A 19456-nucleotide genomic window follows, 5' to 3' on the forward strand; every position below is an offset into this window, starting at 1 on the left:
GGCCGGACTGGAGGAACGTCATGTTCATCAGAGGAATGAAATGAGGACTTTCGCCTGGAGTCTTTTCTCCGCTGGGATCGCTTTGATCATCGCTTTCGCGATCCTGATCTTCGAGAGCGGAATCATCGCTGATGCCACGGGAGGCGTCGGTTCCATGACCCCCGGTCAAGCCTTTGTCGGCCTTGGCGGTGGAACGTTGATCCTCGGGGGGATTGCTCTCCTCGTTACCGCAACCCGCCGCTCTAAGGGCCAGGCGCGGCCCGCACGCTGAACGCCGGTTCGACGCTGTTACGCGAAGGAGGGCTCCGCCGCAGATGAGCTCTCCTCGCGTAACACATGACTCGCGCGTACGTCTTGAATCCGCACCACGCTAGGAGGAATGCGACCACGCTAGGAGGAAGAGGCACTCGGTTTCGCGGGCTTGCTTTTCCGACTCGAAAGATGCAGTCGAATGGATCGGGCGCGGTCGAACAGGGACAGCGGGTCGAACAGCATCCCCAATCCGCACCGTACGAGGAGGGCGTGCAGCGCGAGGCAGATGACGATGACGACAGCGGTGAGCACGACGGGCCCGATGGCCTCGACCACGGGGTCGACCCGCCACCCGGCGGTCCGCAGGCCCGCGTCGAGGAGCGCGAGCGGGATCATGTGCAGCACGTAGATCGGCAGCGTCCTGCGGCCGATCCACCGCAGCGGTCGGGCGAGCGGCGCCGCACTCCGGTCGACGAGCGCGCACACGGCGACCCCGCACGCCACGGCCACGGCGCCGAGCAGCGGCCACACCCCCGGCCACTGCCGCATCCCCAGCACACCGACCACGGCCGCCGCCCCGAGGTACAGCAGGCCGAGACCCACCGCGCGCACGGGATCGGATGCCGCGGCGAACCGCTCGATCCCCTCGCGAAGCCGCAATCCGGCGAGGAAGAAGAGCAGGTTCTGCGCGACCTGCCACAGGTTGCCCAGGTCGGGGATGACGCCTGCGGCGGCCACCGCCGACACCGCGAACGCCACCGGCAGCACGACCGCCGTCGACACGTCGCGGGTGAGCCGCGCCACGGCGAGGTAGGCGGCGAGCGCGAGCAGGTACCAGAGGTTCGTCGGACTGATCGTCAGTTGCGCGAGCAGCTCCCATCCGGTCTCGGCCCTGGCCGTGTCGAAGTCGGGCGTGAGCGCGAGCACGGCGGTCTGGATGAGCACCCAGATCACGTACACCGCCAGCAGCCGGCCCGCCCGGCGTCGCCACGACGACCCGTCGGCGGCCAGCACGGCACGCCCCGCGAACATCCCCGAGATCAGGAAGAACAGCGGCATGCGCAACGGCAGCAGCTGGGCGTTCACCGTGGCCCACACGTCGGTCACGGTGCCGGCGCCCGGCATCCCGACCGCGTGCTTGGTGACGACGTGCCACAGCACGACGAGGATGATGCAGACGCCCTTCGCGACGTCCGGCCAGCCGACCCGCGCGCTCACCGGCCCGGCACCTCGGCGGCGCGCACGAGGCGTTCCACCAGGTCGGGGTAGGAGACGTCGGCGGCGGCGAACATCCGCGGGACCTGGGATGCGGCGGTGAGGCCCGGCATCGTGTTGACCTCGTTCAGCACCGGCCCGTCGGCGGTGAGGAAGAAGTCCATGCGCGCGACACCCGCGCAGCCGAGGGCATCGAACATGGTCAGCGCCGCCCTCGTGAGCCCCGTGTGCTCGGCCGTCGTGAGAGCGGCGGGCACCGTGAAGCGCGCCGTGCCGTCGTACTTCGTCGCGGTGTCGAACAGACCGGTCGTCTCGATCTCGAGCGGCGGAGCCGCCCACCGCACACCGCCCGCCTCCCGGATCACGGCCACGTCGATCTCGCGCCCCCGCACGACCTCCTCGACGAGCACCCTCCGGTCGTAACGCGCCGCCTCGCGCAGCGCCGCCGCGAGCCCTCCTTCCTCGCGCACGAGCCCGACGCCGTAGCTCGATCCGCTCGACACGGGCTTCACGACGACCGGGCCGTCGAACTCGGCATCCCCCAGGTCGGCGGCGTCGACGACCCGGCCGCGCGCGATCCGCAGACCGGCCGCCTGGGCGGTGAGCTTCGTGGCCCATTTGTCCATGCCGATCGCCCCGGCGCGCAGACCGGAGCCGACCACCCGCACCCCCGCGAGGGCGCACAGCGCGGCGAGCGCCCCGTCTTCCCCGAGCGGGCCGTGCACGGCGGGGAACACCAAGTCGGCGTCGCCGAGCAGCGCCAGTGCGGCGGCCAGTGAGGCCGCCGCATCCGCTCCCTCCGCGAGCCTCGGCACCTGCCACACCCCCTCCCGGGAGATCGTCACCTCGCTCACCGCGTGCCCGCGCGACCGCAGCGCCTCCGCCACCGCGGCGGCCGAGGCGAGCGACACCGCATGCTCGGCGTTCTGTCCCCCTCCGATCACCAGCACCCTCATGCGTGCCCCTCCTGCTCGCGCACTGCGTGCCCGCGCTCTGCCGGCCCGCGCCCTGCCGGCCCGCGCCCGCGCCCGCAACGAAGGAGATCTCTCGCAACGAAGGACGACATCTGCCCTTCCGTCCTTCGATACGCGAGATCTCCTGCGATCCCCCGCTGCACACGCGCTCCGATCCCCGTGACGATCGTGTGCGGGATGCTGCCGGCCCACCGCGCCCACTCCTGCACACTCGGCACCGCACCACCCTCGGGCCCGAACACCACCGCCGTGGCACCTCGCGGCACGCGGCGGTCTCCGGTGTCGACCACGATCTGGTCCATCGACACCCGCCCGACGAGCGGGCAGCGGATGCCGTCGATCGCGACAGCCGCCCCCGATGCGAGCTCGCGAGGGATGCCGTCGGCGTACCCGACCCCGATCACGGCGAGGTGCGTGTCGCGGTCGGTCGTGTGCGCCCCGCCGTAGCCGACGGGCGTCCCCGCCGCGACGGCGCTGCTGTGTACGACGGATGCTGTGAGCCGCGCCGCTCCGTGCAGTGCGACGGTCTCCGACGGGTCGATGCCGACGAGCCCCGCGCCGACCCGCACGAGGTCGAAGTGGGTCGCGCGGTCGGTGAGCGCGCCGGAGGTCGCTGCGAGGTGCACGAGCAGCGGCCCGAACTCCGCCCGCAGCACCGCGTCGCGGCCGTGTCGCAGACGCAGCACGGCCGGCGCGTTCGCCGCAGGGTCCGCCCTGTCGGCGTCGGGGAGATGCCCCATGACCCCGACGACGTCGAGGCGGTCGCGGGCCCCTCGGGCCACGCGCAGCAGCTCGGCCCAGTCGTCGAGCGGCACCCCGCCCCGCGTCATGCCGGTGTCCAGGTGCAGGTGCACGCGCAGCAGCGGCGCCCCGGGAACCGCATCCGCCGCGAGCTGCCGCAGCTCGTCGACCGAGCCGACGGCGATGTCGATGCGGTCGGCGGCGGCCTGCGCGGCATCCACCCCCGACGGGTTCAGCCAGGCGAGGATCGGCGCCTCGACGCCGGCCGCACGCAGGGCGCTGCCGTCTGCGGCATCCGTGACTCCGAGCCATTCCGCACCGGCGGCGAGCGCGGCTCTGGCGACCGTGAGCGCGCCGAGTCCGTAGCCGTCGGCCTTCACGACCGCCATGATGCGGGTGTCCGTCGCCTCGCGGATCCGGGCGACGTTCGCGGCGACCGCCGCGGGAAGCGTCTCGAGCGTCGGAGCGTGCAGTCGTGACAGGGTGAGGCGCGTCGTCGGCGCCGTCAGGGTCATCGCTGCACCCGCGGGTCGGCGGTGGGGTCGGCGTACATGAGCGGGCAGCCGTTCGCGACGGCACCCGGCCGCAGCTCGAAGTGCCAGCGCTCATTGGCGTAGATCTGACACAGGCCGAACTCGGCGCCGTGCTGCGACAGCCAGTCCTGCGCCGCCACGGGGCCGAGGTCCACGGCATCCCCCGACACGTGCTCGGAGTTCTCCGGCGTCGCCACCCAGCGCGCCGCCTCCTGCTCGGAACCGTATTCGGCGACGGCATCCTGACGCAGCTGCTGCTGGTAGGCGGCCGAACGCCATCCGCTGTTCACGTGCACGCGCACGCCGTCGCGCTCGGCCGCGGCCGTCGCTGCCGCCCGCACGGCGGCGAGCAGGTCTGCGTCGAGGTTCGTCACCGCCGGCACGTCGTCGAACACCGACACCGTCCCCTCTTCGCGGATCAGCCCGTCGGCCTGCGTCACGGGTCCGGAGAGGAGGGGAGTGGATGCCGCGGCCAGCGACTGCTGTCCGATCAGCAGCGCCGACCCGGCGATCACGGCGGCGAGCAGCACGGCGCCGATCACCGTCACGCGGCGGCGCTGTCTGAGAGCGGGAGAAGTGTTCATGGCACTCAGTCAACGAGCGCGGGTGTTGCCGGGTCGTATGCGATTTTGCATACGCTCGCGATATGTCGGGGTGCGTAAGCTCTCAGCACATGGGAGTCCTGTCGTGCGCGTGCTGATCGTCGAGGACGAGCCGTATCTGGCCGAGGCCGTGCGCGACGGACTCCGCCTCGAGGCGATCGCCGCCGACATCGCCGGAGACGGCGACACCGCGCTCGAACTGCTCGGCATCAACAGTTACGACCTCGCCGTGCTCGACCGCGACATCCCGGGCCCCTCCGGCGACGATGTCGCCCGGTGGATCGTGGCGTCGGGCAGCGGCATCCCCATCCTCATGCTCACGGCGGCCGACCGCCTCGACGACAAGGCCAGCGGCTTCGAGCTCGGCGCCGACGACTATCTCACGAAGCCGTTCGAGCTGCGCGAGCTCGTGCTGCGGCTGCGCGCCCTCGACCGTCGTCGTCAGCGCGTGCGGCCGCCGGTGCTCGAGATCGCGGGGCTCCGGCTCGACCCGTTCCGCCGCGAGGTGTATCGCGACGGTCGCTATGTCGCCCTCACCCGCAAGCAGTTCGCCGTATTGGAGGTGCTCGTCGACGCGGCGGGCGGCGTCGTGAGCGCCGAGGAGCTGCTGGAACGCGCCTGGGACGAGAACGCCGATCCCCTCACGAACGCCGTGCGCATCACCGTGTCATCGCTGCGCAAGCGCCTCGGGGAGCCGTGGCTCATCCGCACCGTGCCGGGAGTCGGCTACCGCATCGGAGCGGAGGAGACGGCGGATGCCGACGCCGAGGCGTAGACGGCGCGGGATCACCGCCCGCTGGAAGCTCACCCTCAGCTACGCGGGCGTCGTCGTCGTGTCGGGGGCGCTGCTGCTCGCCGCCGTGGCCCTGTGGCTGCTGCGGTACGTGCCGGATGTGAACATCATCACGGAGATCGACCAATTCGTGCCGAACCGCTCCGACCTGATCCGCGCGTTCATCCCCGCAGCGGTCGTGGTCATGCTCGTGCTGCTCGCGATCGGCATCGGCGGCGGTTGGCTGCTCGCCGGTCGGATGCTGGCGCCGCTCGACCGCATCGGCCGCGCCGCCCAGCTCGCCGCGCAGGGGTCGCTGTCGCATCGCGTCGACCTGGAGGGGCCGCGCGACGAGTTCCGCGATCTCGCCGACGTCTTCGACGCGATGCTCGAACAGCTCGAAGCGCAGGTCGCGGAGCAGCAGCGGTTCGCGGCGAACGCCTCTCACGAGCTGCGCACCCCGCTCGCGATCTCGCAGACGATGCTCGAGGTCGCCCGCGACGACCCGCACCGCGACGTCGACGGGCTCATCGACCGTCTGCAAGACGTCAACACCCGGGCGATCGAGCTCACCGAGGCTCTGCTCCTGCTCAGTCGCGCCGAGCGACGCGTGTTCACGCGCGAGCCGATCGACCTGTCGCTGCTGGCCGAGGAGTCCGTCGAGACGCTGCTTCCGCTCGCCGAGCGCCGCGGGGTGGCGATCGACGAGGGCGGCGACACCGCGAACGTGCTCGGCTCCCCCGCGCTGTTGCAGCAGCTGATCATGAACCTCGTGCATAACGCGATCGTGCACAACCTGCCTGCCGACGGCACCGTCGTGGTGCGGACGCACGTGCTGCCGGAAGCGGTCGCGGTCGTCGTCGAGAACACGGGACCGGTGCTCGCGCCGCACGTCGTGTCGACCCTGGTCGAGCCTTTCCAGCGGGGCGCGGAGCGGGTGCGCACCGAGGGCCGATCCGGCGATCACGTCGGCGTCGGGCTCGGCCTCGCCATCGTGCAGCGCATCGCACAGGCCCACGACGGATCGCTCGTGCTCACCCCGCGACAGGGCGGCGGCCTGAACGTCACAGTGTGGCTCCCGCATCCGTATCCCCCGCGCCCGGCCTGACGCGCCCGACACCGGGGACCGGATGCCGGGGTCAGGCGACCTCGCCCCGGCGCGCAGCGAGCTCGCGGCCGTAGGTGCGGGCGTCGGACTCAGCGTTCTCCTTGAGCTCGCGCGCGGTGTCGGCGAAGGCGTCGAGCGCGGGGTTCACTCCGACCAGGGTGAAGGGTCGCTCGACGACGCGCAGGTCGAGACCCCACACGTCCGCGAGCACGCGGCGGAGCCATCCGGTGGAGTGGTCCCAGCCCTCCTTGGGCGTGCCGGGGGCGTAGTTGCCGCCGAGCACCGTCACGAGGGTGGCGGGCTTGCCGCGCAGCGCGGTGCCCTGCGGGTCGATGCGCGGGTCGGTGTACGCGAGGTCGAACCAGGTCTTGAAGTGCTGCGAGACGCCGTAGTTGTAGAGCGGCACGGCGAAGAGCAGGGCGTCGGCGCCGATCAGCTCGTCGGCGAACGTGGTCGCGAGGGCGCGGGCCTCGTTCTGCGCCGGAGTGCGCTGCGCCTCGTCGACGAAGCCGCCGGTCACGGCATCCGACCACGCGGTCGCGGGCACGGGGTCGGCGGCCAGATCGCGGCGGGTCACGGTGGAGTCGGGGTGGGATGCCGTCCACTCGGCCTCGACGAGGTCGGCGAGCGATCGGCTGGCGGACGACGCGGGGAGGATGCTGGCATCCAGGCGGAACAGGGACATGGGGCTGCCTTTCGTTTTCGTAGCCGCTCTGTTTTTCTTAGCGGCTCGCGTTAACGTAGCACAGCTACAATGGGGACATGCCCGAGGCCGACCACGACCTGACCAGGTGCGACGCCGCCGTCACCCTGGCCTTCAGCGTGCTCGGGAAGCGGTGGAACGGCATGATCGTGTCATCCCTCGGCGGCGGACCGTCGACCTTCGTCGCCCTGCGCCGCGCTGTCACCGGGATCAGCGACACCGTCCTGTCCGACCGCCTCGCCGAGCTCTCGGATGCCGGACTCGTCGCCCGGTCGGTCGACGCCGGTCCGCCCGTCACGGTGTCCTACGAACTCACGCACGGCGGACGCGGTCTGCTGCCGATCCTCGACCAGCTCGGCGAGTGGGCGTCGGCCACCCTCGAGGTGCGGCCGCGGTAGCCCCCTCTCCCGGCGTTCGAATCGCTTGATGTGCAGATTCCGGCGGTCGAAACCTGCACATCAAGCGATTCGAAACGCGGTGCGGGGCCGTCAGCTCACCAGGGGCTGGGCTCGTAGTCCTTGAGGAACACGCCCTGGATGTCTTCGCCGGCCTCGCCGCGCACGATCGGGTCGTACACGCGGGCGGCGCCGTCGACGAGGTCGAGCGGGGCGTGGAAGCCCTCCTCCGCGAGGCGCACCTTCGTGTAGTGCGGGCGCTCGTCGGTGATCCAGCCCGTGTCGACGGCGGTCATGAGGATGCCGTCGGTCTCGAGCATCTCCCCCGCGCTCGTGCGCGTGAGCATGTTGAGCGCGGCCTTCGCCATGTTGGTGTGCGGGTGCCCCGGCCCCTTGTAGCGGCGCGAGAACTGCCCCTCCATCGCCGAGACGTTCACGACGTACTTGCGGCGGGCGGGCGACGCGGCCATCGACGCGCGCAGGCGGCTGATGAGCAGGAAAGGGGCGGTCGTGTTCGCGAGCTGCACCTCGAGCATCTCGAGCGGATCGACCTGGTCGACCGACTGCACCCAGCTGTTCACGCGGTTGACGTCCGGCACGAGACCGCCGGCGTCGATCGCCGTGCCGTCGGCGTGCTTCTCGAGCGACGACGATCCCGGCGCCATCGCGAGACGGGCGAGGTCTTCGGCGGTGAGCGCCTGGCCGCCCTGCTCCGCGACGGTTCCTCCGAGTGCCGCGACCGACAGCAGCGGGTGCGCGTCGACCGACGCCTGCAGCGCCTGCGGATGCGGATCGGCGGCGTGCCCGAAGGTCTCCATCTCGGGCAGCGGACCGTCGGGGAGCGGCTGCAGCTCGGCATCCGCCAGCAGGGAGTACGCACCCGGCGAGCGCCGAACCGTCTGCGCGGCGTTGTTGATGAGGATGTCGAGGGGTCCCTGTGCGGCCACGGAATCCGCGAGGCCGATCACCTGGGCCGGGTCGCGCAGGTCGATGCCGACCACACGCAGGCGGTGCAGCCAGTCCGCGGCATCCGGGAGCGCCGAGAAGCGTCGCACGGCGTCGCGCGGGAACCGCGTCGTGATGGTGGTGTGGGCGCCGTCGCGCAGCAGACGCAGTGCGATGTGCATGCCGATCTTCGCGCGTCCGCCGGTGAGCAGGGCGCGCTTGCCCGTGAGGTCGGTACGGGCGTTGCGCTTGCCGTGGCTGAACCGGGCGCAGTCGGGGCAGAGCTGATGGTAGAACGCGTCGACGAGCGTGTACGGCTGCTTGCAGATGTAGCAGTTGCGCGGCTTGAGCAGCTCGCCGGCTATCGGAGCGTCGACCACGCTCGATGCGAGGTCGTTGCCGCGCGTCTCGTCGTCGATGCGGTCGGGGGCACCCGTCGCGGTGCGCGCGACGACGGCCTTGTCGGCCTCGGCGATCGCGTCGCGGATCTGCTTGCGGCGCACGCGCTTGACGTCTTTGAACATCGCGGCGGTCGCCTGGCGCACGGCGATGAAATCAGGATGCTGGTTGTCGACCTTGTGCAGTTCGGAGAGCACGCGCAGCGTCGTGGCGAGGTCTGCGGGGTCGAGGCCCGGTCCGAGGTCGGGTGCGGCGTCGGAGTGGGCGTCGGTCATTGTGCTGATTTTACGCGACTGACCTGGGCGGCGGAGGCGCGTGCTCGCGCTGCCGCACGGCATCCGTTCTCCGTCGCGATCCGCGCGTGCCGCGCCGCCCCTCGCCGGACCGCGCTGCCACTGCCACCTCCTCTTGATATGCAAGCGTTCACTTGCCTATTGTGGATGGATGTCCGACCTGTTCCGTGCCCTCGACGACGAGACGAGACGCCTCATCCTCGATGCGCTCGCGGTGCGCGACGGACAGACGCTCTTCGAGATCTGCTCGACACTCACGATGCAGCACGGTGTGACCCTGACGCGTCAGGCCGTCTCTCAGCACCTCGCCGTGCTGGAAGCCGCCGAGCTGATCTCGACCGAGCGCCGTGGCCGCTCCAAGTTCCACTACTTCCACCCCGAACCCATCGCCCGCATCGCCGAGCGATGGCCGACCACACGGAGAACACCATGAGGATCGAACTGACCAGCCTCTTCGTCGACGACCAACGCAAGGCTCTCGCCTTCTACACCGACGTACTCGGGTTCACGAAGCACCACGACATTCCGCTCGGCGAGGCCTCCTGGCTGACGGTGACCTCACCCGAGGGCGGCGCGGAACTGCTGCTGGAGCCTTCCGACCACCCCGCGGTGAAGCCGTACCGCGATGCGCTGGTCGACGACGGCATACCGCTCGCCCAGTTCGCCGTCGACGACCTCGCCGCCGAGCACGCGCGACTGACCGAGCACGGAGTCGTGTTCACGCAGCCGCCCACCGACATCGGGGCCGCCTGGGTCGCCGTGTTCGATGACACCTGCGGCAACCTCATCCAGCTCTTCCAGGCGAAGGACGAATGACGCCGCCCCCTTCGCCGAGTCGGCACCTCCGGGGGGAATCCGCGCGGAATTCCCACCGGAGGTGCCGACCGAACGCGCGAGCGCGCTGGACGCGAGCCGCGCACGCCGGCTCAGTGCCCGGCGGCCCCCACGACGACGAACTCGTTGGGCGTGACGTCGAGGGTCACGTCGGCCGTGATCTCGCCGGTGTGCAGGTCGACGGCGAGGATGCGGTCGGACGCCGGCTCCGTCACGTAGGCGATGTCGCCGACGACGCGAAGGCCGGGGTGCGGCTGCTGCCATTCCTCGGGGCTCTCCCACGGGTCGATGACGTCCCAGGAGTCGACGATCTCGCCCGACTCGTCGAGCACGTTCAGCGACCCGTCCGCGGCGAGCAGCACGATGTCGTCGTGACCGCTGCGACCGACGCCCCGCCACGTGTACTCGATGCCCTCGGGCAGGTCGACGATCGAGAGCGACTTCGCGTCGGTGTCGACGAGGGCGAGCTTCGAGAGCAGGTAGCCCTCGGCATCCGGGTCGGTCTTGTAGTCCATCGCGGCGAGCGCGCTGGTGTCGCTGACGTACGCGTTGCCCGAGCGGCCGAAGGCGTCGGGCGCGGCGATCTTGGTGAACTCGCCGCCGTCGAACAGCAGCACGCCGTTCTCGCAGCCGAACACGACGGCTTCGCCCTTCAGTGCGCCCTCTCCGTGCACGCCGGGGCACTCCTCGTTGCGGGCGAGCTCCGAGCCGTCGGCGGCGAGGTGTCGCACGCCGCTGCGGGATTCCGACGTGCCGATGGTCGACAGCACGGTCCCGTCGGAGAGTTCGATCGCGACGCCGTGGTGCGCCTGCTCCGAGGTGACGGTGTCGTAGTCGGGCAGCGTCCCGGTGCCGATCGCGTCGGTGTCGAAGATGCGCACGTCGCCGGTGCCGTCGTCGAACAGCGCGGTGCGTCCGGCGTGCGGGGTGGCGTGCCCGGCGGCTGCGGCTTCGAAGACCTCGCCGGTGAGTTCGACGGTGTCGGACGCGAGCCCCGTGTCGAGCACATGGAAGCCGTCGGCCGCGGTGATGAAGACGTGTCCGTCGTGGTCACCGGCACCGTTCACGCGCAGGAACCCGTCGAGGTCGACGGCGTCGATCGGCTCGAGCGTCTCGCCGTCGAGCACAGTGACGCCACCGTCGTACGCGACGGCGACGCGGGTGTCGGCCTGGTGGTCGTGCTCGGGCGCCTCGGATTCGCCGGATGCCGACGGCTCGGCGCTCGCGCATCCGGCGAGCGCGACTGCGGCGAGCGCGGCCAGCGCGCCGGCCGCGAGGCGGCTGCGTGCAGGTCGGGACATGGATGTTCTCCTTCTTCTCGGTGGGTGCGCGGGTGCGCGTGACGGCTGGGCCGTCGGTGGGTCTGGTCAGCCGACGAGCTGGACGTATCGGGGCTCGAGGTCGCTGAAGGTGCGCGTGACGGCGCCGTCGCGGTGGTCGATCTCGTGGACGGCTCCGGATGCCGGGTCGACCACGTACGCGTGGCGCGCGTCGACGAGCACGGCGATCCGGTCGCGGGCGGCGGGGTCGGGAGCGGATGCTGCGAGCAGCGGCTCCGTGCGGGAGATCTCGACGCCGTCGTGGCCGAGCACGCGCACCGTTCCGTCGGCGGCGACCACGACCGTGCGGCTGTCGTCGTCGCCGATCGCGGCGGCTGCGACGAGCGGAGCATCCGTGGTCAGGAGCGTCCAGGAGCGGGCCCGCGTGTCGAGCAGCAGGGCGCCGTGATCTCCCGCGATGCCGGCGAGGTCGGGTCGGTCGGCGCGACCGACGAGCTGCGCGGGCGGCTGCGATCCGGCCGGGTACGGGATGCTCTCGGCGGCGAGTTGTCCCCCGATCTCCCGCGTCACCAGCACCGCTCCCTCCGCGCAGGCGATCACCGCGCCGACGCGGGTGATGTCGGCATCCGTCGGCTGCGTGCAGGGCGCGGAGACGCCGATCGGCTCGCCCGCCGCGTCGAGCACGTCGACCGTGGTGCCGGCGGCTGAGATCAGGTGGGCCGCGAAGGGGACGACCGGGCCGGTGCCTGGCAGGTCGAGGCGGGTCACGTCATCGAGGTCGAGCGTCTCGTGGTCGAGCACGACGACTTCGCCGCCGAGGCGGATCGCCGTCGCCTGATCGCCGACAGTCGCGAGGGCCGGCCCCTCGCCCTGGATCGCGCCGACGACGCGCGCCTCGCCGCGGAAGGAGTGGGAGTGGTCGCCGTGCGGCACCGTCCAGCGCCCGGAGTCGACGACCTCGACGACCGTCTCGCCGCCGGACTCGCGGGTGCGGTGCAGGAACCGCCCCGTTCCCGTCGCGACACCGTCTCCGTCGAGCTCTTCGCGCTCCTCGGTCTCGAGGTCGAGCAGGGTGAGAGCGCCGTCGTCGTCGGCGATGACCAGAGCGGATGCCGGGGACGCGACCTCCGCGGCTCCGCCGCCGTCGACGCCGTCGTTCGACGGGAGGGCGGTGGAGGCCGGCTCCGCGGCCGGGCCCGGATCGTCGGCGCACGCGGTGAGTGCGAGGGCGGTCGAGAGGGAGAGGGCGAGCAGGGCGCCGGCGCGGCGGGAGGTCGTGGGCGTCACGAGAGTCCACATTATTGAGAACGATTCTCAATCTCAAGTCGCTCGGTTCGTTTTCGTTGTCCCGGCTAGCGAGGATGCCGGCATGCCGCCAGCCCTCCTCCAACGTCCGACCCCCGGCGTATGGTCGGAGCATGAGCAGCCACGTCGCATCCCCCGGAGTCGTCCCGTCCTACCTGCTCGCGCGCCTGGCCGCGTCGGGTCGCTACCCCCGCGCGGCTGCCGCCGCCCGGCAGACGCTGACCGCCGGGCGTCCGCCCTTCCGTGCGCGACTCGACCTCTCCATCGACGAGAACGGAGACCTCGTCGCGCAGCTCTCCGACGCACCCAACCGCACGATCAGCGACGCGGGCAACACTCAGAGCCTGCCCGGCGCGGTCGTCCGGAGCGAAGACGAGCCGCCCGTCGACGACACCTCCGTCAACGAGGCCTACGACGGGCTCGGGGCCACCTTCGAGATGCTGCTCGCGGCCTTCTCCCGCAACTCCCTCGACGACGCCGGCGCTCCGCTCGACGCGACCGTGCACTACGGAGTCGACTACGACAATGCGTTCTGGGACGGTCAGCGCATGGTGTTCGGCGACGGCGACGGCGAGGTGTTCCAGGGCTTCACCTCCTCCACCACCGTGATCGGGCACGAGCTCGCGCACGGCGTCGTGCAGTTCACCGCGAATCTCGAATACCAGGGGCAGCCCGGGGCGCTGAACGAGTCGATCGCCGACGTGTTCGGGGCGCTCACCGAGCAGTACCTGCTGGGGCAGACCGCCGATCAGGCGACCTGGCTGATCGGAGCCGAGATCTTCACCGATGCCGTCGAAGGGCGCGCGCTGCGCTCCATGATCGAACCGGGCACCGCCTACGACGACGACGAGCTCGGCAAAGACCCGCAGCCCGCACACATGGACGGCTTCGTCCGCACCACGGAAGACAACGGCGGGGTGCACATCAACTCCGGCATCCCGAACCGCGCGTTCGCGCTGTTCGCGATCGACCTCGGCGGCAACGCCTGGGAGACCGCGGGGTCGGTCTGGTACGCGGCGCTCACAGGCGGTCTGTCGAGCACGGCCGACTTCACGGAGTTCGCCGACGCGACCGTCGCCGCGGCGGCCGCCGTCGACGAGGCCACCGAGGCTGCCGCTCGACGCGCCTGGACGACCGTGGGAGTCTATGGAGATGAGCGAGTCCCCTCGACAGACTGACGGCCCCGTCGTCATCGCGGTGGTGCGCACCGGCGGGATCGCCGGCATCCGCCGCCAGTGGACTGTCGAGCCCGACCCCGCCGAAGCACCGCGGTGGATCACCATGGTCGAGCGACTCCCGTGGGACGACGACGCGGATGCCGAGCGTGGCGCCGACCGTTTCGTGTGGCTGATCCGCGTGCGGACCCCCTCGGAGCGCCGCGAACGCGAACTTCCCGACTCAGCCCTGGACGGCCCCTGGCGAGAGCTGGTCGACGCCGTGCGCGCGGCATCCCGCTGACCTTCCGCCATCCGATCGATCCGGTGTGAATCTGTGCCGGCCCGTGTCCCGCGGGGCGACAATGGGTGCATGGGACTGTTCCAGCAACGACCCGAAGAAGAAGAGAAGCAGTGGGCACTGCCGTCCGAGCCGCTCCAACGCGGTGCGTCCGAGGTGCTCGACACCGCGCCCGCGGTCGACCCGCTGTCGATCGGCCTCGGTGCCGAGACCGGCGGGAGCGTGAGTTCGATCGTCTTCCCCGTCGCGCCCCCGGCTCCGTCGGCCCCCTCGACCGAAAGCCGCGAGGACTGATCGCACCTTCGAGTCGCCTGACTTGCAGTTCTCGACGCCTACGACTTGCCAGTCGCGCGATTCGAACGGAGAGGGTGCGGGCCAGCAGTGTCGCCCGCCGCGGCTACGGTGGAGGGATGACGATCACCGCCGCGGCAGACGGTTCCGCCCTGGGCAACCCGGGCCCCAATGGATGGGCCTGGTACATCGACGACGCGAACTGGGCCGCGGGCGGCTCGCCGCACGGCACGAACAACCAGGGTGAGCTGCAGGCCGTGCTCGAACTGCTGCGCGCGACCGCCGGCACGACCGAGAAACTGCTGATCGAGTGCGACAGTCGCTACGTGATCGACTCGGTGACCAAGTGGATGCCGGGCTGGAAGCGCAAGGGGTGGCGCAAGTCCGACGGCGGCCCGGTGCTGAACCGCGACCTGCTCGAGGGCATCGACGAGGCGATCCGCGGGCGCGACGTCGAGTTCTCCTGGGTGAAGGGTCACGCCGGCCACCCGCTCAACGAGGCGGCCGACGAGCGCGCGAACGCTGCTGCGAAGGCGTATCAGCAGAAGCAGGAACCGCGCCGGGGCCCCGGATTCACGATGGCGACGGACGCAGGAGCCGCCGTCGCGGCCTCCGCGCCGATCTCCGCGAACGCGGGCGGTTGGTCTCCCTCCGACGATGACGCCCCCTGGGCGGATGCCGTCGAGGCCGACGCCGCACGCGTCGGCCTCGACGGCGGCGAGAACGCGTCGGTCGGCGCCGCCGCGGCATCCGCGTCGTCCCCCGCCACTGCCGCGTCGCTCGCGGAGCCGCTGTGGGCGGAGGCTCCCGACCTGTTCGACGGCTTCGACGACGAGCCGTCGACCGACCCGATCGAGCTCCGTGTGCAGTTGTCGGGCGAGGAGCACGCGCGCCTCGCCGACCGCGCCGACGCGCAGGGCGTCTCGCTCGAAGAGGCGCTCCGCCGCCTCATCTGACCGCGGCGTAGACTCGCGCCATGTCGACACCTGCGCGCACGATCGGCCGCCTGTTCCTCGGATCCTCGCTCGTGTTCGCGGGCGTCTCGCATCTGACGTTCGCCAGGAAGGAGTTCCAGGCGCAGGTGCCCGAATCGCTGCCGCTCGATCCGGATACGACGGTGCTCGCGTCCGGCGTGGTCGAGATCGGCCTCGGCTCCGCGCTGCTGTTCGCGCACGGGAAGCGCCGACTCGTCGGAGTGATCGCCGCTCTGTTCTTCATCGCCGTCTTCCCGGGCAACCTCGCCCAGTGGGTGCACCACCGCGACGGCTTCGGCCTCGACACCGAGATCAAACGGTTCGTGCGGCTGTTCTTCCAGCCCGTTCTCGTGCTGCTCGCGCTCTGGTCGACGCGCGAACGACGTCGCTGACACCGACGCACCGCCCGGCTCGCGAGAACCGGGCGGTGCGACTGCGGCGACGCGAGCTCAGACCGCGAGCAGTTCCCGCTCGAGCCGGTCGTACGACGCCTCCATGCCGTCGGCCATGCCGGTGGCGAGGATCATGTCGCGCGTCTCCTTGTCGGGGTACTCGATGTAGAGCGTGATGAGGGTCGCGCCGTCCTCCTCGTAGAGGTTGAGGTCGTTCAGCGTCTCGACCGGCATCCCGATCATCCGCTCGGTCTGCACCGAGCGCCGAGGTGCGTCGATCACGAGCGCCTCACCCTCGAACCCGAAGGGCTGACCCTCGGTGTCGCCGACCGGTGCCCAGGAGGTGCGGTACGTCTGTCCGACCTCGGTCGCGACCACGCACTCGGTCATCTCCCATCCGTCGGGTCCGAGCAGCCACTTCTTCATGAGCTCCGGATCGTTGTGGGCACGCCACACGAGATCGCGCGGGCCGTTCACGAGGCGCGTGATGCGCACGTGGGTGTCGTCCAGGATGTCGACGACCGTGCCCTTGCCCTGCGCGTAGTCTCGGAGATCCTGCAGCACGGCGTCGAGCTGGCTCATCGCCATGCGGATGCCCTCGACCTGACCCATCTCGACGACCTGTTCGAGTGCATCGACCGAATCGAAGTGGCTCGTGGTCACCATGCGCGTGCCGTCGGCGGTGGATTCGAATGCGAACGTCATGCGCTGCGCCGGGAAGCCGTCGAGCGGGTTGCCGTCGGCATCCGCGAAGGAGTCGAGCACCTCGAAGCCGCGCGGCTCGTCGATCGACAGGAACTCCCACGAGCCCGACGAGGACTCGCCGCGCGGGCCGTTCATCGTGTAGTTCGCGCGCCCGCCGACCGTGTGGTCCCAGGCAGTGAACGTAGCCGGCCAGCCGGGAGGGCCCCAGAAGCGCTCCAACTGGCGGGGGTCGCTGTACGCGCTCCAGACCCGCTCGATCGGCGCCGCGAAGTCCGCGACGACGGTCATGGTGAGGTTCTCGGCATCCGTGGTGATATCGGTGACAGGCATGTCAGTCTCCTTCGTCGGTTCGTGAGGTGCTGCTGTTGTCGGTGGAGGTGGTTCGCTGGGCGCCCGAGCTCGGCGAAGGCTCGGCCAGCAGATCGTCGAGGCGGGCGATGCGCGACCGCCACAGCTCTTCGTATCGGGCGAGGAGCGCCCTGGCGCGGGCGATCATCTCGGGGTTCGCGCGGACGAGCCGCTCGCGTCCCTCGGCGCGCTTGACGATGAGGTTCGCGGCCTCGAGCACGGCGACGTGCTTCTGCACCGCGGCGAACGACATCTCGTATTCGGAGGCGAGGGTCGAGACGGACTGTTCCCGCTCGATCGTCCGACGCAGGATGTCGCGTCGGGTCGACGTCGCCAGTGCATGGAACACACGGTCGACCTCCGCTTCGCTCAGTTCTCTTTGTGCAACCATTTGGTTGTACGTTAGACCTCGGCAGGGCGGGTGTCAACAGGGAATCGTCCAGTCCGCGCTCGGCTCGGCATCCCGCGATCGCGCACCACCGCGTCTGCCCCTCGACCGATACCCTGAGGCCGTGCCGACTGCATCCCATTCGCTCGACGAGATCCGCGATGCCATCGCGCGGCTCCGAGCCGCAGCGACGCACGACGATGACACTCCTCGCGGCGAGGTGGCCGACCGGCTCGCGCGCCAGTTCGAGGGCCTCGACGGACCCGCCGACGTGCGCGCGGCGGCCCGCGACGCCCTACGCCTCTATCGCGGGGGCATGGGATCGTTCTCCGACACGGGGACCGCCGTCATGGATGCTGCCGTCGAGCGCCTGCGTCGCGCACTCAGGCGCGCGGTCTAGCGAGCCGGACTCGGTCGCGATAGTTCCATTCAACTGAATCCATCTCCCGTATTCGGGCGTAGGGTGGAAGGAAGGACGGACCCGTCCGAGAAGATCTCCCGGAACCGGCGCCCGCCCGGGAAGAAGCCCACCCATGGCTCAGTACGACGTCTCCGACCGCTCCGCGATCGTGACCGGAGCGGGCAGCGGGATCGGCCGCTCGACGGCACTCCTCCTCGCCGCGAACGGCACGGCCGTGGTCGTGAACGATCTGAACGCAGACAACGCGAACGCGGTGGTCGAGGAGATCCGCGCCGCGGGCGGCACCGCCGAGGCCTCGGTGGGCGATGCGACCGACACCGACTGGATCGCATCGTCGATCACGCTCGCCAACTCGCTGGCGCCGCTGCGCATCGGCGTGAACAACGCGGGTATCGGGGGCGCATCCGCTCCCACCGCCGACTACGACGACGCCGCGTGGGACAAGGTGATCTCGATCAACCTGAACGCCGTGTTCCGCAACATGAAGGCGCAGATCTCATCGATGCTCGAGAACGGCGGCGGCTCCGTCGTGAACATCGCGTCGATCCTCGGCAGCGTCGGCTTCGCCAACTCCCCCGCTTACGTGGCCGCCAAGCACGCCGTGGTCGGGATGACGAAGTCGGCCGCACTGGAGTACTCCGACAAGGGCGTTCGCGTGAACTCCGTCGGCCCCGGCTTCATCGACACCCCGCTGCTCGCGACCATGGGCGACGAGGCGAAGGCGTTCCTCGTGAGCAAGCACCCGATCGGTCGTCTCGGTCGCCCGGACGAGGTGGCGAACCTCATCGCGTTCCTCGCCAGCGACGCCGCGAGCTTCATCACGGGCAGCTACCACCTCGTCGACGGCGGTTACACCGCGCCCTGATCGCGCACCGTCATGCGCGGGGCTTGCGCCCCTCGAGCACGCCGGCGAGCAGCGCCGCGACGAGCGCTGCCGCCGGCGCCACGATGAGACCGACCCGCAGGCTCTCGGTCTCGGCGAGGAAACCGACGAACGGCGGAGACAGCAGGAATCCGAGGCGCAGCAGCCACGAGACGATCGTGAGCCCGGCACCGGCACGGAGTCCTGGCAGCTCGTCGGCGGCATGCATCGCGGCGGGGATGAGCGTCGCGATGCCGAACCCGACGGCCGCGAATCCGGCGATCGTGCCCGGCACGCTGGGGAACACGAGCGCGAGGGTCATGCCGGCGGCGGCGATGAGTCCGCCGACGCGGGCCACCGCGCGCTGGCCGAACCGATCGGTGAGGCCGTCGCCCAGCATCCGTCCGATGAACTGCGCGCCGACGAGCGCGATGAAGCCGAGCGGGGCGACGGCCGCCGCGGCGCCCAGCGACTCCGAGAGGTAGAGCGTCGCCCACGAGTTGCCCGCGTCCTCGGCGACCGCGCCGGCCATGGCGATCAGGGTGAGCGCGATGAGGATCATGACGAGTCGCGGCGTGACGCGCCGGCGCACGGCCGTGGCGACCTCGGCCGGATCGGCTGTCGCCTCGGCATCCGCCTCCTCATCCCGCCCCGGCAGGCAGAACGCCAGCGCGACCAGCGCGACCGTCACGAAGACGGCGGTCGAGATGCCCAGGTGCACGCCGAGCGGCAGCTGCAGCGCGATGGCCGCCGCGGCCATACCGCCGCCGAGCACAGCGCCGATCGACCAGATCGCGTGGAACGAATTGATGATCGACCGCCCGTAGCGGCGCTGCACCCGCAGCCCGTGGGCGTTCTGCGCGACGTCGGTGATCGCATCCGACGCGCCGCCGATCAGCAGGGCGACGGCGAACAGGATGCCGGAGGGCGACAGCGCCGCCGCGAGCAACCCGAGGCCGGTCGCGATCGTGCCGAAGACGGCCATGCGCGCCGAGCCGAAGCGACGGATGAGCACGGCGGCGAGGAGTCCGGCGGCGATGGCTCCGGCGGGGAATGCGGCGATCGCGAGACCGTAGCCGACGTTGTCGAGACCCAGGCTCGCCTTGATCTCGGGATAGCGCGGGAGGATGTTCGCGAACAGCGCGCCGTTCGTGAGGAAGAGTGCCGAGACGGCGATGCGCGCACGACGGACGGTGCGGTCTGGCGTGGTGCGTCGAATCGTTTCGGCGGAGGTCATGCGTACGATCGTACACGTATCGTGACGGCCGC

The 19456-nt window shown here is 70.8% G+C and carries 24 protein-coding genes; 13 read left to right on the forward strand and 11 right to left on the reverse strand.

Going from position 1 to position 19456, the window contains the following annotated elements:
- Positions 1-40: 40 nt before the first annotated feature.
- Positions 41-271 carry a hypothetical protein gene (locus MRBLWO14_RS07565; RefSeq protein ID WP_341935841.1) on the forward strand — a complete coding sequence of 77 codons (231 nt, stop codon included), beginning with the start codon at positions 41-43 and terminating at the stop codon, positions 269-271.
- Between the two features lie 119 nt (positions 272-390).
- On the opposite strand, the gene MRBLWO14_RS07570 is transcribed toward MRBLWO14_RS07565, so the two are convergent.
- From MRBLWO14_RS07570 to MRBLWO14_RS07585, 4 genes are read right to left on the reverse strand one after another with little or no spacing between them, the layout of a single operon-like run.
- The gene (locus MRBLWO14_RS07570; RefSeq protein ID WP_341935842.1) at positions 391-1470 is read right to left on the reverse strand and encodes an acyltransferase family protein; all 1080 of its coding nucleotides are present in this window, start codon (positions 1468-1470) and stop codon (positions 391-393) included.
- Positions 1467-2423: a D-alanine--D-alanine ligase gene (locus MRBLWO14_RS07575; protein ID WP_341935843.1), complete on the reverse strand. Its 957-nt coding sequence runs from the start codon at positions 2421-2423 to the stop codon at positions 1467-1469. The genes MRBLWO14_RS07570 and MRBLWO14_RS07575 overlap by 4 nt, the downstream gene beginning before the upstream one ends.
- Positions 2420-3697 carry an alanine racemase gene (alr, locus tag MRBLWO14_RS07580; protein ID WP_341935844.1) on the reverse strand — a complete coding sequence of 426 codons (1278 nt, stop codon included), beginning with the start codon at positions 3695-3697 and terminating at the stop codon, positions 2420-2422. The genes MRBLWO14_RS07575 and alr overlap by 4 nt, the downstream gene beginning before the upstream one ends.
- Complete coding sequence (locus tag MRBLWO14_RS07585; protein ID WP_341935845.1) at positions 3694-4299, reverse strand: M15 family metallopeptidase; 606 nt, start codon at positions 4297-4299, stop codon at positions 3694-3696. The genes alr and MRBLWO14_RS07585 overlap by 4 nt, the downstream gene beginning before the upstream one ends.
- 103 nt (positions 4300-4402) lie before the next feature.
- Between MRBLWO14_RS07585 and MRBLWO14_RS07590 the strand changes: the two genes are divergently transcribed.
- Together MRBLWO14_RS07590 and MRBLWO14_RS07595 are read left to right on the forward strand one after the other, a co-directional pair.
- A complete protein-coding gene (locus tag MRBLWO14_RS07590) occupies positions 4403-5092 on the forward strand; it encodes a response regulator transcription factor (RefSeq protein ID WP_341935846.1) in 690 nt (229 codons plus the stop codon).
- Positions 5073-6197 carry a HAMP domain-containing sensor histidine kinase gene (locus MRBLWO14_RS07595; protein WP_341935847.1) on the forward strand — a complete coding sequence of 375 codons (1125 nt, stop codon included), beginning with the start codon at positions 5073-5075 and terminating at the stop codon, positions 6195-6197. Before MRBLWO14_RS07590 ends, MRBLWO14_RS07595 begins: the two co-directional genes overlap by 20 nt.
- Positions 6198-6228: 31 nt before the next feature.
- Here MRBLWO14_RS07595 and MRBLWO14_RS07600 read toward each other — a convergent pair whose 3' ends face one another.
- A complete protein-coding gene (locus MRBLWO14_RS07600; protein WP_341935848.1) occupies positions 6229-6882 on the reverse strand; it encodes an NAD(P)H-dependent oxidoreductase in 654 nt (217 codons plus the stop codon).
- 77 nt (positions 6883-6959) lie between these two features.
- On the opposite strand from MRBLWO14_RS07600, the gene MRBLWO14_RS07605 reads away from it, so the two are divergent.
- Positions 6960-7298, forward strand: a complete 339-nt coding sequence (locus MRBLWO14_RS07605; RefSeq protein ID WP_341935849.1) for a helix-turn-helix domain-containing protein — start codon at positions 6960-6962, stop codon at positions 7296-7298.
- Between the two features lie 95 nt (positions 7299-7393).
- Here the strand turns inward: MRBLWO14_RS07605 and MRBLWO14_RS07610 are convergent, their stop codons facing one another.
- Positions 7394-8914, reverse strand: a complete 1521-nt coding sequence (locus MRBLWO14_RS07610; protein WP_341935850.1) for an SDR family NAD(P)-dependent oxidoreductase — start codon at positions 8912-8914, stop codon at positions 7394-7396.
- 169 nt (positions 8915-9083) lie between these two features.
- On the opposite strand from MRBLWO14_RS07610, the gene MRBLWO14_RS07615 reads away from it, so the two are divergent.
- Both MRBLWO14_RS07615 and MRBLWO14_RS07620 read left to right on the forward strand, forming a co-directional pair.
- Complete coding sequence (locus MRBLWO14_RS07615; RefSeq protein WP_341935851.1) at positions 9084-9365, forward strand: metalloregulator ArsR/SmtB family transcription factor; 282 nt, start codon at positions 9084-9086, stop codon at positions 9363-9365.
- Positions 9362-9748, forward strand: a complete 387-nt coding sequence (locus tag MRBLWO14_RS07620) for a VOC family protein (protein ID WP_341935852.1) — start codon at positions 9362-9364, stop codon at positions 9746-9748. The genes MRBLWO14_RS07615 and MRBLWO14_RS07620 overlap by 4 nt, the downstream gene beginning before the upstream one ends.
- Positions 9749-9858: 110 nt before the next feature.
- On the opposite strand, the gene MRBLWO14_RS07625 is transcribed toward MRBLWO14_RS07620, so the two are convergent.
- On the reverse strand, positions 9859-11067 hold the full coding sequence (locus MRBLWO14_RS07625; protein WP_341935853.1) for a hypothetical protein: 1209 nt from the start codon (positions 11065-11067) through the stop codon (positions 9859-9861).
- Between the two features lie 66 nt (positions 11068-11133).
- Positions 11134-12333: an ABC transporter gene (locus MRBLWO14_RS07630; RefSeq protein WP_341935854.1), complete on the reverse strand. Its 1200-nt coding sequence runs from the start codon at positions 12331-12333 to the stop codon at positions 11134-11136.
- Between the two features lie 131 nt (positions 12334-12464).
- Here MRBLWO14_RS07630 and MRBLWO14_RS07635 point away from each other — a divergent pair, with 131 nt between their 5' ends.
- From MRBLWO14_RS07635 to MRBLWO14_RS07655, 5 genes are all read left to right on the forward strand, one after another.
- Positions 12465-13529 (forward strand): M4 family metallopeptidase, encoded by a 1065-nt coding sequence (locus MRBLWO14_RS07635; protein ID WP_341935855.1) that lies wholly within the window; start codon positions 12465-12467, stop codon positions 13527-13529.
- On the forward strand, positions 13504-13809 hold the full coding sequence (locus MRBLWO14_RS07640; protein WP_341935856.1) for a protealysin inhibitor emfourin: 306 nt from the start codon (positions 13504-13506) through the stop codon (positions 13807-13809). Before MRBLWO14_RS07635 ends, MRBLWO14_RS07640 begins: the two co-directional genes overlap by 26 nt.
- Positions 13810-13878: 69 nt before the next feature.
- The gene (locus MRBLWO14_RS07645) at positions 13879-14100 is read left to right on the forward strand and encodes a hypothetical protein (protein WP_341935857.1); all 222 of its coding nucleotides are present in this window, start codon (positions 13879-13881) and stop codon (positions 14098-14100) included.
- Between the two features lie 116 nt (positions 14101-14216).
- A complete protein-coding gene (locus MRBLWO14_RS07650) occupies positions 14217-15053 on the forward strand; it encodes a ribonuclease H (RefSeq protein ID WP_341935858.1) in 837 nt (278 codons plus the stop codon).
- Between the two features lie 20 nt (positions 15054-15073).
- On the forward strand, positions 15074-15463 hold the full coding sequence (locus MRBLWO14_RS07655; protein ID WP_341935859.1) for a DoxX family membrane protein: 390 nt from the start codon (positions 15074-15076) through the stop codon (positions 15461-15463).
- Positions 15464-15520: 57 nt separating this feature from the next.
- Here MRBLWO14_RS07655 and MRBLWO14_RS07660 read toward each other — a convergent pair whose 3' ends face one another.
- Positions 15521-16498, reverse strand: a complete 978-nt coding sequence (locus MRBLWO14_RS07660) for an SRPBCC family protein (RefSeq protein WP_341935860.1) — start codon at positions 16496-16498, stop codon at positions 15521-15523.
- A 1-nt stretch (position 16499) separates the two neighbouring features.
- Positions 16500-16907: a helix-turn-helix domain-containing protein gene (locus MRBLWO14_RS07665; protein WP_341935861.1), complete on the reverse strand. Its 408-nt coding sequence runs from the start codon at positions 16905-16907 to the stop codon at positions 16500-16502.
- A 121-nt stretch (positions 16908-17028) separates the two neighbouring features.
- Between MRBLWO14_RS07665 and MRBLWO14_RS07670 the strand changes: the two genes are divergently transcribed.
- The gene (locus MRBLWO14_RS07670; protein ID WP_341935862.1) at positions 17029-17304 is read left to right on the forward strand and encodes a hypothetical protein; all 276 of its coding nucleotides are present in this window, start codon (positions 17029-17031) and stop codon (positions 17302-17304) included.
- A gap of 133 nt (positions 17305-17437) precedes the next feature.
- Positions 17438-18190: an SDR family NAD(P)-dependent oxidoreductase gene (locus tag MRBLWO14_RS07675; RefSeq protein ID WP_341935863.1), complete on the forward strand. Its 753-nt coding sequence runs from the start codon at positions 17438-17440 to the stop codon at positions 18188-18190.
- A 10-nt stretch (positions 18191-18200) separates the two neighbouring features.
- Here MRBLWO14_RS07675 and MRBLWO14_RS07680 read toward each other — a convergent pair whose 3' ends face one another.
- The gene (locus tag MRBLWO14_RS07680) at positions 18201-19424 is read right to left on the reverse strand and encodes an MFS transporter (RefSeq protein WP_341935864.1); all 1224 of its coding nucleotides are present in this window, start codon (positions 19422-19424) and stop codon (positions 18201-18203) included.
- Positions 19425-19456 lie beyond the last annotated feature (32 nt).

The organism is Microbacterium sp. LWO14-1.2 (genome assembly GCF_038397715.1).
In the GTDB taxonomy this organism is placed as follows: domain Bacteria; phylum Actinomycetota; class Actinomycetes; order Actinomycetales; family Microbacteriaceae; genus Microbacterium.